We start from the raw sequence: 19,446 nt of genomic DNA, 5'->3' as shown, positions 1-19,446 counted from the left end.
ATTAATCCTCCTCATTATAAAAACCTTTTGCTATATCTACTATTTCCTTTTGAAGTCCTAGTAATAATGCTATATTAAGTGCATCTTTTGGTACTTTATTTTCTTTTGAAACCTTCTCTAACTTGTACTCCATATGCTCTTGTATTAATTCAACAGAATGAGTTTTATTATCATTTATTTTATATTTTAAATCATCAAAATCTACATTTTTAAGTCCCATTACTTGATAATGCTCCATACTACCTTCAACCACTCCGTCATAATGAGTTGATATAAGGCTTGCAGAGTTAAATTTAGTCAAGTATCTAGCAAGAGATTTCACAAGAAAGTACCCTTCTTTTGGGTTAGTGCCTCTGGCAAACTCATCTAGAGCTATAAATCCATCTTCTCTTTTTGCACACTCTACCACTTCTTTTAACTTTATTATTTCTGCTCCAAATGTACTGAGACCCTTGGATACTGACTGCATGTCATCCGAAACAAAATGAATAAACCCAAGAATTGAAAACTGCGCATCTTTTGCAAATACAAAAAAGCCCATTTGACCTAGCAATAGATTCAGAACAATAGTTTTTAGAGTAACACTTTTACCTCCCATATTTGCACCAGTTATAATAGTTGTTCCTGCAAATAGATCTATACTAACGGGGGTAAATCGTTTTTTATCTTTTTCTAATATTTCTTTAATTTCAGGACTAAAAGCGCTATCAAGATGAATCTTCATTTCGTTACAAATTTTTGGCCGAGTCCCACCATAAGCTATGGCTAAATTGGCTTTAGCAATTAAAAAATCCAATCTACCTATGGCTTTTATATTCTGGTTTAGAGCCTTAGTATCTTTAGAAATATCTAATGTTAGCTCTTTTCTAATTCGTAGTTCTACTGCTTCTTCCTCTATAACTAAGTCTAGCCGCTGCTGTTTTAGCTCACTTATCTCTTCATCATTTTTTGCAGTAAAAATCTCCTTTTCCTTCTGCCTTTTCTTTTCACGAATGGATTTCAAGGTTTTAGAATACTCATCATAAACATAAAAAGTAGGTATTCCTGACCCCTGTGGGTCCAGAGTATAAATAATTCCCTGTAATGATTCTAAATAAATGTCTTCTATATTAAGATCTAAGTCCTCTAACACATTTTTCAATTCTGCTGACAGCATTGAAAAATATTTGATTTCATATAATTCAACCTCATCTAATATTTTGTCTTCGCTACATCTTTTAATAGAATTTCTAACATCTTTAAGCTTACAAAATATTCTTCCTATTGCGTTATACTCTTCCTTATGAGAAACCATAGAATTAATTATACTTTCTAGACTATTTAATTCATGGTTTAATTTATCTATTTCTGAATCTTTAAAGGGCACAATATTTTTTTTTTCCTGGAGTCCATAGGTTGTAGTTATTCCCAGTTTATCCATTACAAAAGAAAACCCAATTTGTTCTCTCTGCTGCTTATCTAAAAATTTCATTTTACTCCCCTCCAATTACATCAAATACAGGTACATTTAAATTGTTCCTAAGTCCATCTAAAAACTTACACTTATCAAATTCATACCCATAAGGTGATTTTGGATTAGATGTAACACATACTATATTAATTGGATTTATTGTTTTTATGATTCCACCTTGAATTTTAAATTTATAAAGGGTATCCCTAGTTAAAAACAACTTTGTTCCATCTTCAACTAGAAAAGTTACTCCCCTATACATTTTTGTGGTGCTCATAATATCTTCTAGAAGGTTATCTGAAACTACGCCCTTAATAACTACATAAGAAGTAGTTTCGTCCATTACCTCAGCAATTTCCTTAGAAGATCCGAGAGCTGTAAGTACATCTAGAATTTTCATATTATTGCCGCGGCTAATAATACCTATTCTTCCTTTGCACAAAACTTCACTGGCCAGCTTTAATATTTCATCATCTACTTCATTTTCTGTGGATAATAATTTAACAGCATGACTAGTTTCTTCTATAACCACAGCCATATTTTTTGAAAGTGCTGCTCCAGTTGATAAAATTGTAGCATTTGTAATTGCTGGAGAAGCAAAAGTTTTTCTACTAAGAGCCCCATCCACAATTGTAAGCTTACTTCCAAATTTTTTAAGATCCTCACATATTAAAGTCATATAAGAATTTACAGATGGACCTCCAAGTTCTACATATCCGTCACTTAGTGCTCTACATATAACTATTTCTCCCATAGGAGTATTAAAACCAGTAGTTTTTAAAATCTCCCGAGTTATATCACTATTTAATAAACATTGCTTGGCAGTTGCAATTAAAGTTCCGCACTCTACGTAAATTTTAGGTTTTTCTGTTGCAGTTACTAAGTCCTGGTCTTCTCCATCTCTTCCTATAGAGGTAAGGCCAAGGGTCATTCTCCCTCTGGCCTCTCTTAATATATGATTTAAGGTGGTTGTTTTTCCTACATTTTTATTCATTCCTATTATAGAAATGCTCTCATATTTTTGAACCATTTGGAAAATACTGAGCATTTCTTGATTGTGTTTCATTTTATTCGTGATGTGCTCTTAAATTTCTTTCAAGTCCAACTGGTTCCATTGCCATTCCTTCATGATTTAATAGACCTGCTACTCCTACTTTATGAACCTTTTTCTTACCTTCGCAAACGTCACAATGACAATCTGATGTATAGCTAGTTGGTTGCTGATAAGAAGTTATAACACCTTCAAAATTTCTAAGTACTACTTTTTCAGGGCTTTGGGATATAAGATAGCTTGGCATTACTGGAATTTTTCCACCGCCACCTGGTGCATCAACAACAAATGTTGGTATACAGAATCCTGAAGTATGCCCTCTTAGTGCTTCAATAATTTCTATTCCTTTAGATACCGGTGTTCTAAAGTGCTCAAGTCCCATAGAAAGGTCACATTGATAGATATAGTATGGTCTAACTCTAATTTTAACAAGATCATGAACGAGTTCCATCATTACATGTGTACAATCATTAACCCCTCTTAAAAGAACTGTTTGGTTCCCTAAAGGTATTCCTGCATTTGCCATTCGAGCACAGGCAAGTTTTGACTCTTCTGTAATTTCATTTGGATGATTAAAATGAGTATTAAGCCAAATTGGATGATATTTACTTAACATATCTACAAGTTCTGGCGTAATTCTTTGTGGAAGAACTACTGGCACTCTTGAACCTAATCTTATTATTTCAACGTGCGGGATTTCTCTTAATTTTTTGATTATATATTCTAATTTATCATCTGAAACAAGTAACGCATCTCCACCTGATAATAATACGTCTCTAATTTGCACCGTATTTTTGATGTACTCGATAGCTTTATCTATTCTATCCATTGGCATAGCACTATCGCTTTGTCCCGCGAATCTTCTTCTTGTACAATGTCTGCAGTACATTGAACACTGATCAGTTATTAATAACAATGCTCTGTCTGGATATCTATGAGTGAGTCCTGGCACTGGTGAATCTGCATCTTCATGTAGCGGGTCCAATAAATCAGCATCTGCCTGGTGTAATTCAAGCCCCGTTGGTATAGCTTGCTTTCTTATTGGGTCATGTGGGTCACTAGGGTCTATTAAAGATAGATAGTAAGGAGTTATTGCCATTCTTAATGTTTGAGTGCATTTTCTTGCACCCTCCTCTTCATCTTCTGTTAATGGTATATATTTTTTTAGTTCATCCACAGTTTCAATTCTATTTTTCACCTGCCATTTCCAATCATTCCACTGCTGATCTGTTACCTCTTTAAATAATTCAACTCTTCTATTAACTTTCATATTAGTACCTCCATCGTGTAATATTTTTTTCATGATGTGTAGCTGATATGTTAATATGTTTTATAGACCATACAATATATCATATATTGCCTCTATAACTCATAATTAAACGTATAATTCTTCGAATACACTTCTTAATGTTTCATTTTCCCTTAACTCTTCAAGAGTTATTTCTGCATGCCCTTTAGTATACCCATTTCCTACAATCATAGTAACGTCTTTACCTACACCCTCAGCTCCAAGTGCTGCTTTTGTAAAGCTTGTAGCCATTGAGAAAAAGTAAACTATACCGTTATCTTTTACTGGCAGGATTGTTGACATTTCAGTATTTGGAACATTAACTATGTTTATTGATACGTCAACTTCTTGCCCATTGTTATGTGCTAGTGTAGCATTCATTACATCAATAGCGTTTCTAGCATCTCCAATAACTATTTGCATTCTTAAACCTAATCTTTCTAATCTCTCTTTCTCTTCTTGGTTTCTTACAAGACCTATAACATTTCCTGTTGGTCCTACTCTCTTTACCGCTTCATATGAGCAAAGCATTCCTGATTTTCCTGCTGCGCCGAGTAAGAGAACTGATTGACCAGGCCTCACAAGTTTAGCAACTTGAGCTGGTGCTCCTGCAACATCTAATGCTGCTAATGCCAAATTTTCATCCATATCTTTTGGAAGTTTTGCATATAATCCGCTTTGGAACAAAATAGCTTTTCCTTTTATTACAACTCTATCGATGTCTGGTTTAATATCTATAATTTCATCTATTCTTAGTGGCGTTAATGATAATGAAACTAATGTAGAGATTTTATCTCCAACTTTAAGATCAGTTATTCCTTTTAAAGCTTCGCCTATTTTTTCAACTGTTCCAATAAGCATTCCACCTGAACCTGTTACAGGATTTTGCATCTTTCCACTGGCAGCTACAATTTCAATGATTTTAGCTTTTATTTTTTCAACATCATGACCCGCTTCTTCCTCTATTTGTGTAAAACTAGCTGAATCTATATTTAAAGCTTGAACATCAATTAAGATTTCATTATCAAATATATTCATATCATTTGATATTTTAATTGCTGGCTGTGGTAACACACCTTTTGGGTTTATTACTCTATGAGTACCGTATTTGCATCCTTTATTCATCATAAGTTCCTCCTCTTATATATCCATTATTTTTAGATTTTCTGATATTATTAGCTCTGCCCCAGTAAGCGATTTAACTTCTTCAACTGTTGTCTCTTTATGAATTTCAATAAGTACAAGCCCTTTATCCGTAACTTCCATTACGCCAAGTTCCGTAACTATAAGGTTAACTTGCGCCTTTGCGGTTAGTGGTAGTGTACATTTCTTTAAGATTTTAGGAGTTCCTTTAGCTGTATGTTGCATTGCAATAATAACCTTTTTAGCTCCTACTACTAAATCCATTGCTCCACCCATACCTGGAACCATTTTGCCTGGTACTATCCAATTAGCTAAATTCCCTTCTTGATCTACTTCCAACGCCCCAAGAACAGTCATGTCAACGTGTCCACCTCTTATTAAAGTGAAAGACATAGCACTATCAAAGTATGCTCCACCAGGAAGTATTGTAGTAAATTGACCACCTGCATTAGTTATATCCTTGTTTTCCTCTCCCTTTGGCGGAGTAGCTCCCATACCAACCATACCATTTTCTGATTGGAAAGTAACATGGACACCTTCAGGAATATAGTTTGTAACTAACGTCGGAAGCCCTATTCCTAAATTAACAAGTTGCCCGTCTTTTAGTTCTTTACCAATTCTTTTTGCAATAATCTGTTTTGCAAGCTTACTATCTGTAATCATATTAATTAGCCTCCCCTATAATATAATCAACCAATACACTTGGAGTAATAATATTGTTTGGATCAAGCATTCCAACTTTCACAATTTTTTCTGCTTCTACTATCACAATTTCCGCTGCAGTAGCTATAATTGGATTAAAGTTTCTTGTTGTTCCATAATAAACTGCATTTCCGATTTCATCTGCTACGCTTGCATAAACAAGTGCTAAATCTGCTTTGATTGGAAGCTCTAGTAAATATTCTTTTCCATCTATAGTAAGTTTTTGTTTTCCTTCCTCCACCATAGTACCAACGCCTGTAGGAGTAAGCACTCCACCAAGGCCAGCCCCTGCTGCTCTTATTCTTTCAATTAGTGTGCCTTGTGGCACAAGTTCTACTTCCATTTTACCTTCTGTCATAAGTCTTCCTGTTTCAGCATTTGTTCCTATATGAGAAGCTACAACCCTTTTCACTTGACCATTTACTATAAGTTTACCTATTCCTCTATCTATAAAACTTGTATCATTTGCTATTATAGTTAAGTTTTTAACATTTGTTTCTATTAATAAGTCTATCATCTTTTCAGGTGTTCCACAGGCTAAAAAACCACCTATCATTATTGACATTCCATCTTTAAGTAAAGGCCTAACTTGTTCTAAAGATACAACTTTATTCATTGTTACCCCCCTGTAAACCTAATATTTCTCTTGCTTCCTGTGGAGTGGCTATTTCTCTGCCCAGCTCTTTCGCAAGTCGAACTACTCTTTCTACTAATTCTGCATTTGATTTAGCTGGTATGCCTTTTTCAATATATACATTATCTTCAAATCCAACTCTTACATGTCCACCCATAACAATAGCCATGGCTGCCATTTGAAATTCGCTTCTACCTATACCTGATACAGTGTATGTACTTCCCGCTGGAATGCTTCCTGCCATAAATACCAAATCTCTTGGAGTAGCAGAAATCCCTCCATTTACACCCATAACAAAATTAAAATGCATTGGAGTTTTTATAAATCCCTTCTTTTGAAGTCTTATAGCCATGTCTATCATGCCCTTATCAAAAACTTCTATTTCTGGCTTTACGGAGAGTTCCATCATCTTTTGGCCAAATTCTTTAATAGTGTTTTCGGTGTTTACGAAAACGTCATCCCCACCAAAATTACAAGTACCAGCATCTAAAGTTGCCATTTCTGGCCTTAGGTCAACGGGTTGTAATCTTTCTGCGTTACTCATACCAACTGCTCCACCTGTAGAAGGCTGAACAATTGCGTCCGGACATCTATCTTTAATAGCTTCCATACAGGCCTTAAATCTCTCCCTATCTTGAGTAGGTGTCCCGTCATCTTTTCTTACGTGTAGATGAATAATGCTAGCCCCTGCACTATATGCTTTTTCAGCTTCTATTGCTATTTCCTCAACAGTGTACGGTACGTTTGGATTATGTTCTTTTGTAACTTCTGCCCCGCATATAGCTGCAGTAATTATTAATTTTCCCACGTTGTAACCCCCTTTTTAAGTATCAAATACTAGATGAAAAAGTTTACATTAAGCGTTATTTTCTTTGCTTATCTTTTAGGACAACGCAAGTTCCACTGGCCCTACAAACTACTATTGGCTCTTCTAATACATCACAAGCTGAATCATTTATATCTGGTCTTGGCACTATAACTTTTCTTGCTTCAAAAATCATTTTTCTTGATGAATTTCCTACCTTCACTATTTCTCCAACAGCTTCGATAAAGTCTCCTGCATAAACTGGTGCTAAAAATTCTACAGCATCATATGCTTTAAATAATCCTTCATCACCATCATTTAAAATTAAAAGTTCTGTAGCTACATCCCCAAATAATTGAAGCATTCTTGCTCCGTCCACTAAATTTCCACCATAATGTGCATCATGGGCACTCATTCTCAATCTGATTAAAGATTTCATTTTACCTTCCTCCTCTTTTATTGTAGTTGTCAGGCTTGTAGTACTTATGCTGCTTTTATTTTGAAAATAAAAAAAGGCACTAAATTTTCAGTGCCTTAATTAACAGAAGTACTCAACCTATTAATGCAATGAAAAATTATTTTCCATTACATAAATAGCTCTCCATAAAAATCTTTATGGCAGTGATAGAAATATTACTCTCTATCCCCAAGAAATATCTTGAAGAACCAAAATACTCTTTCGGCAAATAAATCCTTCGTTTTTGATATTGGACGTCCATATCCTTAGCATTCAAAAACTACCTCTTTTTTTGCACCTCTATTTATGTGAATTATTAAATTTTATTTTATTGTTCCCATTTAAATTATAATCTGTTAATAATTCAAATACAATACTTTTTTCAAAAAAATCAATATTTTTTTTCAAACCAATAAGAAAACACACTTTCCTCTTCAAATCCCATCTGCTTATACATGTTCACTGCAATATCATTAGAGGTAATCACTAAAAGTTTAATTTCATCTAAATTTTTCTCATATAGTTTTTTAATGCATTTTACTACTAATGCCCTTCCCAACCCCTTTTTTTGATAAATAGGCTTAATCCCTAGAGTATCAACCCATCCTGTATTCCCATCTATAGAAAGCTCATATATACCACATGGCTTATTTTTGGCAAAACATATTCCAATGAAATCTTCGTTATTAGCATATTGAACTATATAATCCTTTGCATCCAGGTCATTAATAGTTCCTCCATTAGAACTATTTCTAAATGTTTCATTATGAATATTCATATATTCATATGAATTTAATATACAAAGAGGCCTAAGGTCCATATTATTATTTTCTTCCAAAACCATATTTTTATCTTTTTTATATTTCATTACTACTGCATCATAAATATGAGTAAATTCCAATTTATTAATATATGGGATAAGATGTGTTTCACTTTCACGAATACCAATTTTTATACTTTTAGCATTATATGCATTACAACATTTAACTATTTCCTCCATTAAAAAGCATAAATTTTTTTCTGCCTTTTCTCTTTCAACACAAATATCTGTAATAAATGCCTCTCCATTAATACTGATTTCCTTAGTTATTACAGCCACGCTTCCTTTAATCTGACCCCTGTTAAATAGTATAAAAACAGTGTCTCCCTGATTAAAAGTATCACTTTCATATATTTTAGTCATCTCTATATAGGTTCTATTATAAGTTAAATCTGTGTTTTTAATGAAATTATATAGTTCCTTCTTCTGCGAAGTAGATATTATTTTAAATTGTTTAATCTCCATTCGCTCACCCCCCCTTTTAGTCATTTACCCAATAAGCACTTCCGTTATCTTCTCTATCCATAAACCCGTACTCGATCAAATATCTACGAAGAGCTGCATAATCATCATGCATGGATTTAATAGTTTCATTTACTTCATTTTCTGTATATCTCTTATTTTTCTGAAACTTTTGTAATAAACATTGAAGAATAACGATTTTTTTCTTTTCAGCTCTTGGTATCTTAATTATCTTATCATTCACAATATAATTTTTAAGAATGTTTTCTTTTTCTTTTTCCGTAATTACGTATCTCTCATCAATCATGGTTGCCCTCCTGTGAATCTCTACTAATTTTTTATCATCATCATCATCATTGATATGATTTTTAGAAAGTAAAGTCATCATAGCTAAAAAAGTTTTTGCTTGCTTTTCTTTCTCCTTTAATTTAAATCTATGATTTCTTATAGTTGATTCACTACCTTCACCTTCCATTTTTATAATATCTTTATCACTATATCCACTATAAAAATATTCTAAAATCTTACTTTGAACATCTGATAACCCTGTATACTTTTTATCCAAAGACAATAAGTATTCAAAGACAGATCCATGAGATTTACCTATGTGAACCTTAACCGCCATCTCAGCCTCCATAAGAACTCCATCCTTGTTAAATATAAGTCCTTTAGTGAATGCTTCTCCACAAAGACAAATATAATTTTCTGAAATTTTATCATAGATGTACCCTTTAGAAATATCCTCTATAGATGACTCCCAAAATGATTTTGAAATGTCCATATTAATCCCTTCCTTCTAACATATCATGTTCTCATACTTGTAAGTTTATATAATATATTATAATACTTTCCGTTATTTTTGTAAACCATTTTAATTATTGTTTGTTTATTTACAAACATTATATCTTTTTGTTGTGTTGTAGATTGTGATTAAAAACTTAAAGCCCTACTTTAACACAAAGTAGGACTTTAATACAAATATTCTGTTTTATTGTTTATACACAAACATTCTCTTATTTAATTTTTGTTTTTCCCTTTACTGCTTTCTTATACCCATACATCCTATCATCAGCGAGTTTTACCAACTGATGATAACTTTGCGCTTCCTTCGGGAATCTTGCAATACCATAGCTAAAACTACAAACGATTTCATTTCCTTCGAAGCTAAATGGGCTGTTTTTTAGTTGTTCAAATAATTGTTGAAGTTTTATATTTAAGTTTTCTGAATCTATACCCTTATATACAGCAATAAATTCGTCCCCACCATATCTAGCCAAAATATCTGTTGCGCCTGCATTAACAATTAAATAATTAGTGAAAGTTTTAATATACATATCCCCAGCTAAATGTCCATATGTATCATTAACAACCTTCAGTCCATTTAAGTCAAAAATAACTAGCTCAAATTCCTCATTATAACTAAGTGCACTGTTAAAGTATGAATCAAAAATTTCTTCAAAATATCTTCTATTGTATATATTAGTTAGCTTATCATACCTAGATAAATAGATTGTTTGCTCGTATAGTTTGTGTTTACTAATAGCTATTTCAACTTGACTTCTGAGGTGCTCCATACTTACTAAGTCTTCCTCACTAAATACATCAGTGCACTTGCTATCTACATTAACCATTCCATAAAGTTTGTTTTCAATTATGATAGGTGCACTGATACATGACTTTATATCCCAAGGATCTTTACTTTTACAAACGTTTACTAAATCAACCTCTTGTAATTCATCAATATCATTAATAATAATTGTTTTTTCTATATTTCCCTTTGTTTTTATCCACGGGAAGGATTTTTCTAAGGGTATACTAAAATTATTTGCTGAGTCAATATCATAACCTTTTGATACAGCAATCTTTAATATTCCATTTTCATTCAAAATCAAAACACTTCCAAATTCTGAATTTTCAATAATACCTATTGCTTTTTCTAATATCAATTCAAATAACTCATTTATGTTATTTACGCAAATAATAGATTGGCTCACTTCAAGCATAGCTTGATTTAGCTGTAATAATTTACTTATTTTTTCTTCGAACATCTTAGCTTCTGTAATATCTAGCATAACTCCAAGGATGGTTTCTTCACTTTTCTGCAATGCATCTTTTGCACGTCTTAATTTAAAATTATTTAAAATTAATAGCAGTATCACCACTATGAACATAATATCTATTGCATATTCATTCTTAGAATATAGTATGAAAATACAAGTTGCAAATAATAGTAGCAATTTAATTTTTTTCACCATACCATAACTCCCTTTAATTTTTCTATCAACTTAAATCATCACCTGGAATTAATTTTATGCAGCTACTTTTTTATATTTAGTGTCAACATCTTTTAAATCTGCTTTATTAAATATTAACCAATAAGCTATTCCTACAAAAATACCGCCCCCGACTATATTCCCCAGTGTTGCAGGAATCAAATTTTGAGCTATATGTACAAAATTAATATTTGCTACTTTTTCTGCACTTTGATGAGATAATTCTACATAAGTGGGATTAACTTTTGCAAATAAACCTAATAAGAGATAGTACATATTTGCAACACTGTGTTCAAAACCTGCAATAACAAATGCCATTATTGGGAAGAAAGAAATAAACACCTTGGAAACTACATCCTTTGCTGCATAGGATCCCCAAACCGCCAATGATACTACAAAATTACAAAGTATTCCACTTGTAAAAGCTTGAGTAAACGTTAGTCCACATTTATAAGCTGCTACCTTTATTACATATCCACCAAATTTGCCTCCATTTGTGCTTAACAACCCACTATAATATATTAAACCCACGATAATAAATGCACCAAGGAAATTTGCAAAATATACTATTGTCCAATTTTTAAGCATTTTTTTTAATGTTATTTTCTTTTGAGCGTAAGCTACAGTAAGTAGACAGTTTCCAGTAAAAAGTTCAGCACCGCAAATTATAACAAGCATAAGTCCTACTGGAAATATTATTCCAGAAACAAGTTTCGCTAAGCCTACATTTTCTATACTATGAGATGCCATTGCTGCTGAAAATCCTCCAATAGCTATAAATGCCCCTGCCAATATTCCGAGAATAAGTGTTTGAATGAATTTATTATTTGCCTTTTGCATTCCAATGGATTCTACATAGTTACATACTTCCTTTGGGCTTAACATTGGTTTCTCCATATTATTAATCTCCTTCGTTAAATTTCAGTTATTTTATAATATTTCTTTTAAATCTTCGATGCTGCAATATTAATAATTTTTGTTATTTTATTAACAATATTTAGCATAAAATAAAGGCACAAAAAAGCAAAATGAACTTCGCTTATTTACGCCCTAGTATCTATTAAATTTGAATGTGCCCTTACTAAGAACTATCTAATAGCATTATATATAACTTGTCCTAAATAAGTGCATAATATAATTATTATCATGGATAATACCACTTGAACTGTTCCTTTCTTTAGTGAAAAAAAAGAGTTTTTGCTATACTTTTTGTTTACTCCATTTTTTTTAGTGGTTAATGCATTATCATGTTGTATTGCTTTAGGATTAGGGTAAATGACCTCATCTTTTAAATAAGCAGCTATACTTATAAGTAGAACAAAAGCTGATAAAATTCTTGTAATAGAAAAAAAGTTCATATCCATAGCGTAACCTATCAATGCAGCTAATGGTATGATACCGCCCAGTAACATCCCCAATTTGCTACCTATTAATTTTGGTATTGATTTTGGTATATACTTTGGCTTAGACTTTACATGGGCTTTTGTGTTTAAAGCCCTATTAGTATTATTCTTTTTCATAATAACCCTTCTTCCATATTTTTTTCCAAAACTCTTAAGGTTATTATACCAAATTTTTAAATATTTGTTAACAATATTTCATATGTATAACACAAAATTAATCTATACTGTTATATTTTTTTAAAATTTAAAAAGGTTCTATGCTGTTTACATCAACATCCTCTAATAATGTTCCTTCTGAAATAGCATCTTCAGGGAATATTCTAGCCAAAACTTGTTTGAATTTTATAATCTGTTGATTAGAAGGTTCTAGTTTCTTTGGCGAAGAATTCTCCACCTTAATAAGCTTATCAGCTTTTAATTTGTATATAAATTCATTACCTATAATACTTATATTATTTTTATCATCAAATTCCATATCTCCAGTTGTATCACTACTTATACTTATACTTTTTAAATTGCTTATTGAATTATTATCACTATTAATCTTAGCTATATTAAGATAACCACTTACTTGCCCCTTTGGATCCACTGCATTTGCATTTTTCACCGAACTTCTGAATGCAATCATTTTAGCATCCTTAGATATAACAGCATCGAATATTTCTTCTTTATCCTTACTCGACTCAAAAATCTTAATACCATTAAGGAATAAATTAGCTTTTGGCGCTGGAAATATATGTGGTGTATTGCTATAAAGAATATTTTTTTTGTTTATAGCAACATCTCTTATAGTACCCACACAAGATAGTAACTCTGCTTTGCTTTTTATATTATATACTGCGTATCCTGAAACTGAAGGATTAATGTGCCCTGTTACTAAAATATTCACATTATCTATCCATTTCATGTCAATAATTTGTTGGACGTTTTTATTATCTATAACAATATCTGTTAGACTTTCAGTTTTTATATCGTAAATAACTATATGTGGAGGATATGTTGCTTTTTTTTCATTAAAATATCTAAATACTATTTTTGTTTTATCCGGAGAAAGTTTTAATATGTCCTTGGATTTTGAATCATCACCTATGGATTTAATTTGCTGCTTTATTTCATCATAAAGATAAACATTGTTATTCTTTACAAATGCTATCTTTGTTATTTTACTATTGACTACAATTTTTTCTTCATTCTTAACTTCAGTATTTTTATTGGGTATAACTTCTTCATTTTCACTTGTATTTTTAATAATCTTCCATATTTTATTTGGGCCTGCCATTAAAGCAAATATGCTTAAGACTAAACACAAAGCAATAATGAATAGCTTGAAATTTTTATTTATTTTTTTCTCATGGATAGTCATAATTTTACTCCTCTTACAGACATAAGAATAATTACTATTTTAAATCATTGAAACTTAGACCATTATACCCCACTTATACTAGTGTATCAACTAGAATGTTTTATATTTAACACAATTTCTATATGTTAAAATTTTCATTTAGACACCACTTATATCCCCCTTGCATTCCTTCATTTTTTATAAATATTAATAATGTATTTATTAGTAAAAAAAGGCATAAGTTTAAATTAAACTTATGCCTTTTCTATATTTGTTAAAATCTTATTTTTATTTATTAAAAACTTTTTCTATTGCTTTTGAAATAATTGCATCATCTGTTAGGTATGGCAATGTAATATGATCAACGTTAGCATTTTTCTTATTGTAATCTATGCTGGTTTCTATTGAGTGTGGATTTCTAGCCCAAGCACGCCTAGCCACTCCACCCATAACATCCCAAGCCATAGATGACTTTATAATACTATCTATTCTGTCACTGCCATCAAGTACAAGGCCAAAACCGCCATTAATAGACTTACCTATACCTACCCCTCCACCATTATGAAGAGCAATTAAACTCATACCTCTGGCAGCATTTCCTGCAAAACATTGAACTGCCATGTCTGCCATCACATTGCTACCATCTTTTATATTAGAAGTTTCTCTAAATGGGGAATCAGTTCCACTAACATCATGATGATCACGGCCCAGCATTATAGGTCCAACCTCACCAGACCTAACCATATCATTAAACTTCAAGGCAATATCTATTCTCCCTTGTGCATCTTGATAAAGTATTCTAGCCTGGGTTCCAACTACCAATTTATTCTTTTCTGCATCTCTTATCCATATATAATTATCTCTGTCCTGGCCACGTCTAGTTGGATCAATACATCCCATAGCCGCTTTATCAGTCTTTACTAAATCATCATGATTCCCGCTTAAGCAAACCCATCTAAAAGGACCATAACCGTAGTCGAAAAGCATTGGTCCCATTATATCTTCTACATAAGATGGGAATATAAATCCATCTTTCTCATCTACACCATTCTTAGATATTTCTATAGCGCCTGCATCATAAACAGCTTTCATAAATGAATTCCCATAATCAAAGAAATATGTTCCTGTAGCTACCATTTTCTTAATTAACTCAAAATGTTTAATCAAGGTTTTATCAACTAACTTTGTAAATTTATCTCTATCTTCTTTTAATAACCTGGTTCTCTCCTCAAAGGTAACCCCTTGCGGTGCATATCCTCCATCATATGGTGCATGACAAGAGGTTTGGTCTGATAGTAAATCTATCTTTATATTATTATCTACTACATATTGAAGTAAATCCACTATATTTCCGTGATAAGCAATAGATATACACTCTTTTTTCTCTATTTTTTCTTGCACAATTTTAAATATATCTTGAAGATTATCTGAGGCAATATTTACCCAGCCTTGATCTAGTCTTGTTTTAATTCTTGAATAATCAACTTCTGCTATAATTCCAATGCCATTTGCAATTTCTATAGCTTTAGGTTGAGCTCCACTCATTCCACCAAGTCCAGAAGTTATAAATGTTCTACCTCTTAAATCCCCATCGTCTGGTATTCCAAGTTTCAATCTTCCTGCATTAAGTAAGGTGTTAAATGTACCATGTACTATCCCTTGTGGTCCAATATACATCCATCCTCCTGCTGTCATTTGGCCGTAGTTTGCAACTCCAAGTTGGGTTGCTACATGCCAATCCTTTGGATTATCAAACATTCCTATCATAAGCCCATTAGTTATAATAACTCTTGGTGATTGAGGTGATGATTTGAAAAGTCCAAGTGGATGTCCTGACTCTAGTACAAGGGTTTGATCCTCCGTTAAATTTTCTAGATATTTTTTTATCAGTCTATACTGCATCCAATTTTGACACACCTGTCCTGTTTCACCATAGGTCACTAATTCATAAGGATATAGTGCTATGTCTGAGTCTAGATTATTTTCAATCATTACTTGAAAAGCTTTGCCTTCTAAGCAATTACCATTATATTCATTTATAGGTTTTCCATAAATTCTACCTTGTGGTCTATAACGGTATCCATATATTCTTCCTTTTGTAATTAACTCTTCCATAAACTCCGGTGCAAGCTTTGCATGATATTTTTCGGGAATATACCGAAGTGCATTTTTAAGAGCAAGCTCTGTCTGATTCTTGGTAAGCGTAAATCCTCTGTCTGGTGCTCTTCTTATTCCCGCTGCAAACTCAGGCATACTTGGTAGTTCATCATCTATTTTAATAGTCATAGCCTGTTCAATATCAAAATTATTAATCATATATGTGCCCTCCTATGTTTTAACACTATTGTGTTATGTAATTAATGAAAATTTTATTATTTTCTTCATATTTAATATATTCTGCACTTTTTTATATATCCCTTCAATTTTCCACTATAAATAGCCATTAAATATTGTTTACACGTTAATACTTCATTATGCTACATTACTATAAATAATGAGAGTATGAATAAAATAGGAGTAACAATTAATAATTGTTACTCCTATTTTATTCATATACTCGTCAACTAAAATTTATATTTTTCCCCACAATATTTACAAAATTTCGAAAGTTTATCGTCATCGTCCATTTTTTCGCCACAGTATGTACAGAATAAGGGCTTCATATGTTTACTGTGTTTATTTAATAATGATCTATTTTCGCCCATAATTTTCCTCAATTTTTCTTTAGTTACTGGCGTATGTATAACCCCATCTATTGAGCTATTATTAAAATCCTCTATTTTAATATCATTACTTGAGGATAAAATACACTTTGTTTCAGGATACATTTCTTTTATTTGCTCCAGTACTTTATCACCTGTTTTTTCTTTCATAATAAAATTTGCTATAATAAAGTTACAGCTTAACTCCCCTGCATCCCTAACTGCATTAAATTCATTACTGATGATAACCTCATAGCCTAAATTTATAAGCATGTCCCTCATAATAAAATTTTCAAATTTACAATCATTAACTAAGAGTACTTTATACATATTTTTTCTCCTATTCAAAATATTTATTACTCTTTTAATATTTATTTCACTAAATAAAAAACTTTTATAATCTTATATGAGTTATAAAATCAGTAATTATTTAGCATCTATTGCATCTAAGAAAAGTGTACCATTATATTTAAAACTTTACAATTTCTTTTGCATAAAAAAACACAGATTGCGGATATGCATATCCGCAATCTGTGTTTTAAAATTCATTATTATTTTCTTGCTTGATCATCACTGCCAAATAAATTCTTTACCCATGTGAAAAAGCCCTTCTTTTCTTCTTTTATCTCTACAGCTTTTTTATCTTCTTTATTTGCCACAACCTTTGCTTTTATTTCATCAGTTTTCATAATGAATTTTACTTTACCCTCCATTTTTTCACCTGTACCTGAAAATGCACCATAATTATTAGATATTTTTACAAGTTCATCCTTCACATCAATAACGTCTTGCAAATCTCCCATTTTACTGTCAACTTCTCCACTTATCTTTTGAATACCATCTTTATCAAACTTTTTCATATTTTCATCTAGCTCTTTACTTCCATTTGCTAATTTATCTATAGCTTCTTTTAATTTTCCTGATCCTAATGAAAGTTCTCCCAATGATGAACTTAGTTTTACAGTCCCTTGTGTCAATGGTTTTATTCCATCATTATTTAGTTTAAATAAGCCATCTGCAACACTTTGAGATCCTATTACTAATTTTTGAGTACTTTCCCCCATTGTTTTTGTTCCTGAACTTAGACTGGACGCAGCAGCATTTAACTTGTCTGCTCCAGCTATGAGGCCCTTACTACCTGTTTTAAGATTTTCGGCTGCTGGACTTAGTTGTTCTCCGCCCTTAGCAAGTTGCCCTGCTCCTTTAGCTAATTCATCAGTTTTATCTGCTATTTGTTTTGTAGCCAGGGCTAATTCTTTTGACCCTGAGGCTGCATTTTTTTGTCCTTGTTGAAGCTTACCCATGCCTGTATTTACTTGCCCTGAACCAGCCTTAATTTTTTCTATTCCGCCTTCGAGTTCATTTAATCCTTGCAACAATTCATTGCCGCCATCCTTTAAAGCTACAAGACCTGCTTTTTCATTTTCTAATCCGCTATTAAACATACCTGCTATTTCACCTGTACCAGGAATTTTCCCTAGAAGGCTAACAAGCCCCTGTAATTTTTCAATTCCTGATATTAAAGTATCAGTAGATTTTATCTCTAATTGTTTACCCTTTTTTAGTTTACCTATACCTTTTAAGCTTTGCTCTGTTCCATCTATTACTTGCTTTTGACCTTGCTGCAACGATCCAGTAGAATCCACCATTGTATCTAGTCCTTGACTTAATGATTCCATTTTTCCTGATACTGTAGTAGTTCCTTCTGCTAACTTACTTGCTCCCTCTGAGATTCCTTTAGAAGCTATAACTAATTTACCTGTTCCATCAACTACCTTAGCTGTACCCTCAGCAAAAGCTTTTGAATTTGTAGAAAAGTCTAATGCACCTACTCCAAATTGCTCTGCTCCAATACTGAACCTTGTAGTACCTGCAGCAAATGTTTTTAATCCACCTGCTACCTGCTGTGCACCGCTTTGTGCTGCCTCTACACCTTGACCAAGCTTTATCATCCCATTATTTAATCCTAAAGACGCAGCTCCCAGCTTATTTACCCCCCCGTTAAATAACGCCATTTTATCAGCCAAAGCTTTTTGATTTTCAGATAACTTTCCTGTTCCCTCAGCTAGCTTAGTACTAGCCTCTTCTATGTCCTTAATTCCTTTTATTAAATCTTGCAGCGATGAAGCACTTTTAAACTCATCCATATTAGGAAGTTCTGGAGTTCCCGTTATCATTATAGGTCCCATTTCAAAGTTTTCTACCTGAGCCGTAATTTCTAAATTCTCTTTTAAATCTAAGGTATTTTTTTCTAAATTTAAGCTTTCTTTCATCCCTGGAAGACAAATAAAAGTAACTATTTGGTTATTACCATCATTTATCATTTTCCCACTATTAATTTTTACATTTTTAAAATTATCTATGGGCAAGTCTAGTACAGTTACAGTACTAAATGGAGTATAAATTTTTCTATTTTTTCCCTTAATATTTACCATATGACTTTCATTATTTTTATAATCTATATTGATTTTTACCTGGCCACTTTTTCCTACTAACTCCTCTGGCTTAATTTCCTTTCCGTTAAGCGAGTATTTAACATTTACATCTATAGGAAGCTTTTTATCAGTAGTTCCTCTATAATAAACATCGTTTCCCTCTAACTTCCAAGTTAGATTTTCACCAACACCACTGGGTTTTTCTTCACCCTTTACATTTTTTATATCCTTTAATATAGATTTATCTTGAATTGCAACATTTTTTTCATTAGAGTGAATCCAATCACTTACTATTCTTTCTTTAACTTTTCCTTGCTGATTTAAAGTAACATAAACAGTTTCATCCTTTTGAACAAGTTCAGTAGCATAAGTTGCATTTGGAATAACTAATGTGCCTATTAATACTACGCTTAATAATCTTTTTGACATACATTTATTTTTCACGTTAATACATCTCCCTATAGTTTAACTTTTAAATT

At 32.2% G+C, this 19,446-nt stretch carries 17 protein-coding genes and 1 riboswitch; all 17 genes read right to left on the bottom strand.

Annotated elements, in window-relative coordinates:
• Position 1 precedes the first annotated feature (1 nt).
• Entirely contained in the window at positions 2-1,471 is a 1,470-nt protein-coding gene (kamC, locus tag ACREV6_RS25385) for a lysine 5,6-aminomutase reactivase ATPase KamC (RefSeq protein ID WP_431580822.1), read from the bottom strand.
• Between the two features lies 1 nt (position 1,472).
• Positions 1,473-2,498, bottom strand: a complete 1,026-nt coding sequence (gene kamB, locus ACREV6_RS25380; protein WP_503417278.1) for a lysine 5,6-aminomutase reactivase subunit KamB — start codon at positions 2,496-2,498, stop codon at positions 1,473-1,475.
• Positions 2,499-2,517: 19 nt separating this feature from the next.
• Positions 2,518-3,771, bottom strand: coding sequence for a lysine 2,3-aminomutase (kamA, locus tag ACREV6_RS25375; RefSeq protein ID WP_431580820.1), 1,254 nt, complete (start codon positions 3,769-3,771; stop codon positions 2,518-2,520).
• A 105-nt stretch (positions 3,772-3,876) separates the two neighbouring features.
• A complete protein-coding gene (kdd, locus tag ACREV6_RS25370; protein WP_431580893.1) occupies positions 3,877-4,914 on the bottom strand; it encodes an L-erythro-3,5-diaminohexanoate dehydrogenase in 1,038 nt (345 codons plus the stop codon).
• A 15-nt stretch (positions 4,915-4,929) separates the two neighbouring features.
• Positions 4,930-5,595 (bottom strand): 3-oxoacid CoA-transferase subunit B, encoded by a 666-nt coding sequence (locus ACREV6_RS25365; protein WP_431580819.1) that lies wholly within the window; start codon positions 5,593-5,595, stop codon positions 4,930-4,932.
• 1 nt (position 5,596) lies between these two features.
• Positions 5,597-6,250, bottom strand: a complete 654-nt coding sequence (gene atoD / locus ACREV6_RS25360) for an acetate CoA-transferase subunit alpha (protein ID WP_431580818.1) — start codon at positions 6,248-6,250, stop codon at positions 5,597-5,599.
• Positions 6,243-7,076, bottom strand: a complete 834-nt coding sequence (kce, locus tag ACREV6_RS25355) for a 3-keto-5-aminohexanoate cleavage enzyme (protein ID WP_431580817.1) — start codon at positions 7,074-7,076, stop codon at positions 6,243-6,245. The genes atoD and kce overlap by 8 nt, the downstream gene beginning before the upstream one ends.
• Before the next feature lie 55 nt (positions 7,077-7,131).
• Positions 7,132-7,512 carry a 3-aminobutyryl-CoA ammonia lyase gene (kal, locus tag ACREV6_RS25350; RefSeq protein WP_124997282.1) on the bottom strand — a complete coding sequence of 127 codons (381 nt, stop codon included), beginning with the start codon at positions 7,510-7,512 and terminating at the stop codon, positions 7,132-7,134.
• A 147-nt stretch (positions 7,513-7,659) separates the two neighbouring features.
• Positions 7,660-7,841: riboswitch (Lysine riboswitch) on the bottom strand.
• A gap of 80 nt (positions 7,842-7,921) precedes the next feature.
• Entirely contained in the window at positions 7,922-8,815 is an 894-nt protein-coding gene (locus ACREV6_RS25345) for a GNAT family N-acetyltransferase (RefSeq protein WP_431580816.1), read from the bottom strand.
• 16 nt (positions 8,816-8,831) lie between these two features.
• Positions 8,832-9,593, bottom strand: coding sequence for a DUF2087 domain-containing protein (locus ACREV6_RS25340; RefSeq protein WP_431580815.1), 762 nt, complete (start codon positions 9,591-9,593; stop codon positions 8,832-8,834).
• A 232-nt stretch (positions 9,594-9,825) separates the two neighbouring features.
• Positions 9,826-11,067, bottom strand: coding sequence for a sensor domain-containing diguanylate cyclase (locus tag ACREV6_RS25335; RefSeq protein ID WP_431580814.1), 1,242 nt, complete (start codon positions 11,065-11,067; stop codon positions 9,826-9,828).
• A 54-nt stretch (positions 11,068-11,121) separates the two neighbouring features.
• A complete protein-coding gene (locus tag ACREV6_RS25330) occupies positions 11,122-11,982 on the bottom strand; it encodes a formate/nitrite transporter family protein (RefSeq protein ID WP_431580813.1) in 861 nt (286 codons plus the stop codon).
• A 191-nt stretch (positions 11,983-12,173) separates the two neighbouring features.
• Entirely contained in the window at positions 12,174-12,605 is a 432-nt protein-coding gene (locus ACREV6_RS25325) for a hypothetical protein (RefSeq protein ID WP_431580812.1), read from the bottom strand.
• Between the two features lie 127 nt (positions 12,606-12,732).
• Positions 12,733-13,851 carry a hypothetical protein gene (locus ACREV6_RS25320; RefSeq protein ID WP_431580811.1) on the bottom strand — a complete coding sequence of 373 codons (1,119 nt, stop codon included), beginning with the start codon at positions 13,849-13,851 and terminating at the stop codon, positions 12,733-12,735.
• Between the two features lie 267 nt (positions 13,852-14,118).
• A complete protein-coding gene (hutU, locus tag ACREV6_RS25315; RefSeq protein WP_431580810.1) occupies positions 14,119-16,146 on the bottom strand; it encodes a urocanate hydratase in 2,028 nt (675 codons plus the stop codon).
• A 248-nt stretch (positions 16,147-16,394) separates the two neighbouring features.
• The gene (locus ACREV6_RS25310; RefSeq protein ID WP_431580809.1) at positions 16,395-16,862 is read right to left on the bottom strand and encodes a response regulator; all 468 of its coding nucleotides are present in this window, start codon (positions 16,860-16,862) and stop codon (positions 16,395-16,397) included.
• Positions 16,863-17,083: 221 nt separating this feature from the next.
• A complete protein-coding gene (locus tag ACREV6_RS25305; RefSeq protein WP_431580808.1) occupies positions 17,084-19,411 on the bottom strand; it encodes a hypothetical protein in 2,328 nt (775 codons plus the stop codon).
• Positions 19,412-19,446: the final 35 nt, after the last annotated feature.

Source organism: Clostridium sp. (genome assembly GCF_050717515.1).
Classification (GTDB): domain Bacteria; phylum Bacillota; class Clostridia; order Clostridiales; family Clostridiaceae; genus Clostridium_AD.
The sequence above is the reverse complement of the archived record's forward strand: the minus strand, read 5'-3'. Positions and strand labels throughout refer to the sequence as shown.

Coding starts and splice junctions, on each gene's coding strand:
- kamC (WP_431580822.1), bottom strand. CDS start 1,471: ATGAAATTTTTAGATAAGCAGCAGAGAGAACAAATTGGGTTTTCTTTT.
- kamB (WP_503417278.1), bottom strand. CDS start 2,498: ATGCTCAGTATTTTCCAAATGGTTCAAAAATATGAGAGCATTTCTATA.
- kamA (WP_431580820.1), bottom strand. CDS start 3,771: ATGAAAGTTAATAGAAGAGTTGAATTATTTAAAGAGGTAACAGATCAG.
- kdd (WP_431580893.1), bottom strand. CDS start 4,914: ATGAATAAAGGATGCAAATACGGTACTCATAGAGTAATAAACCCAAAA.
- ACREV6_RS25365 (WP_431580819.1), bottom strand. CDS start 5,595: ATGATTACAGATAGTAAGCTTGCAAAACAGATTATTGCAAAAAGAATT.
- atoD (WP_431580818.1), bottom strand. CDS start 6,250: ATGAATAAAGTTGTATCTTTAGAACAAGTTAGGCCTTTACTTAAAGAT.
- kal (WP_124997282.1), bottom strand. CDS start 7,512: ATGAAATCTTTAATCAGATTGAGAATGAGTGCCCATGATGCACATTAT.
- ACREV6_RS25345 (WP_431580816.1), bottom strand. CDS start 8,815: ATGGAGATTAAACAATTTAAAATAATATCTACTTCGCAGAAGAAGGAA.
- ACREV6_RS25340 (WP_431580815.1), bottom strand. CDS start 9,593: ATGGACATTTCAAAATCATTTTGGGAGTCATCTATAGAGGATATTTCT.
- ACREV6_RS25335 (WP_431580814.1), bottom strand. CDS start 11,067: ATGGTGAAAAAAATTAAATTGCTACTATTATTTGCAACTTGTATTTTC.
- ACREV6_RS25330 (WP_431580813.1), bottom strand. CDS start 11,982: ATGGAGAAACCAATGTTAAGCCCAAAGGAAGTATGTAACTATGTAGAA.
- ACREV6_RS25325 (WP_431580812.1), bottom strand. CDS start 12,605: ATGAAAAAGAATAATACTAATAGGGCTTTAAACACAAAAGCCCATGTA.
- ACREV6_RS25320 (WP_431580811.1), bottom strand. CDS start 13,851: ATGACTATCCATGAGAAAAAAATAAATAAAAATTTCAAGCTATTCATT.
- hutU (WP_431580810.1), bottom strand. CDS start 16,146: ATGATTAATAATTTTGATATTGAACAGGCTATGACTATTAAAATAGAT.
- ACREV6_RS25310 (WP_431580809.1), bottom strand. CDS start 16,862: ATGTATAAAGTACTCTTAGTTAATGATTGTAAATTTGAAAATTTTATT.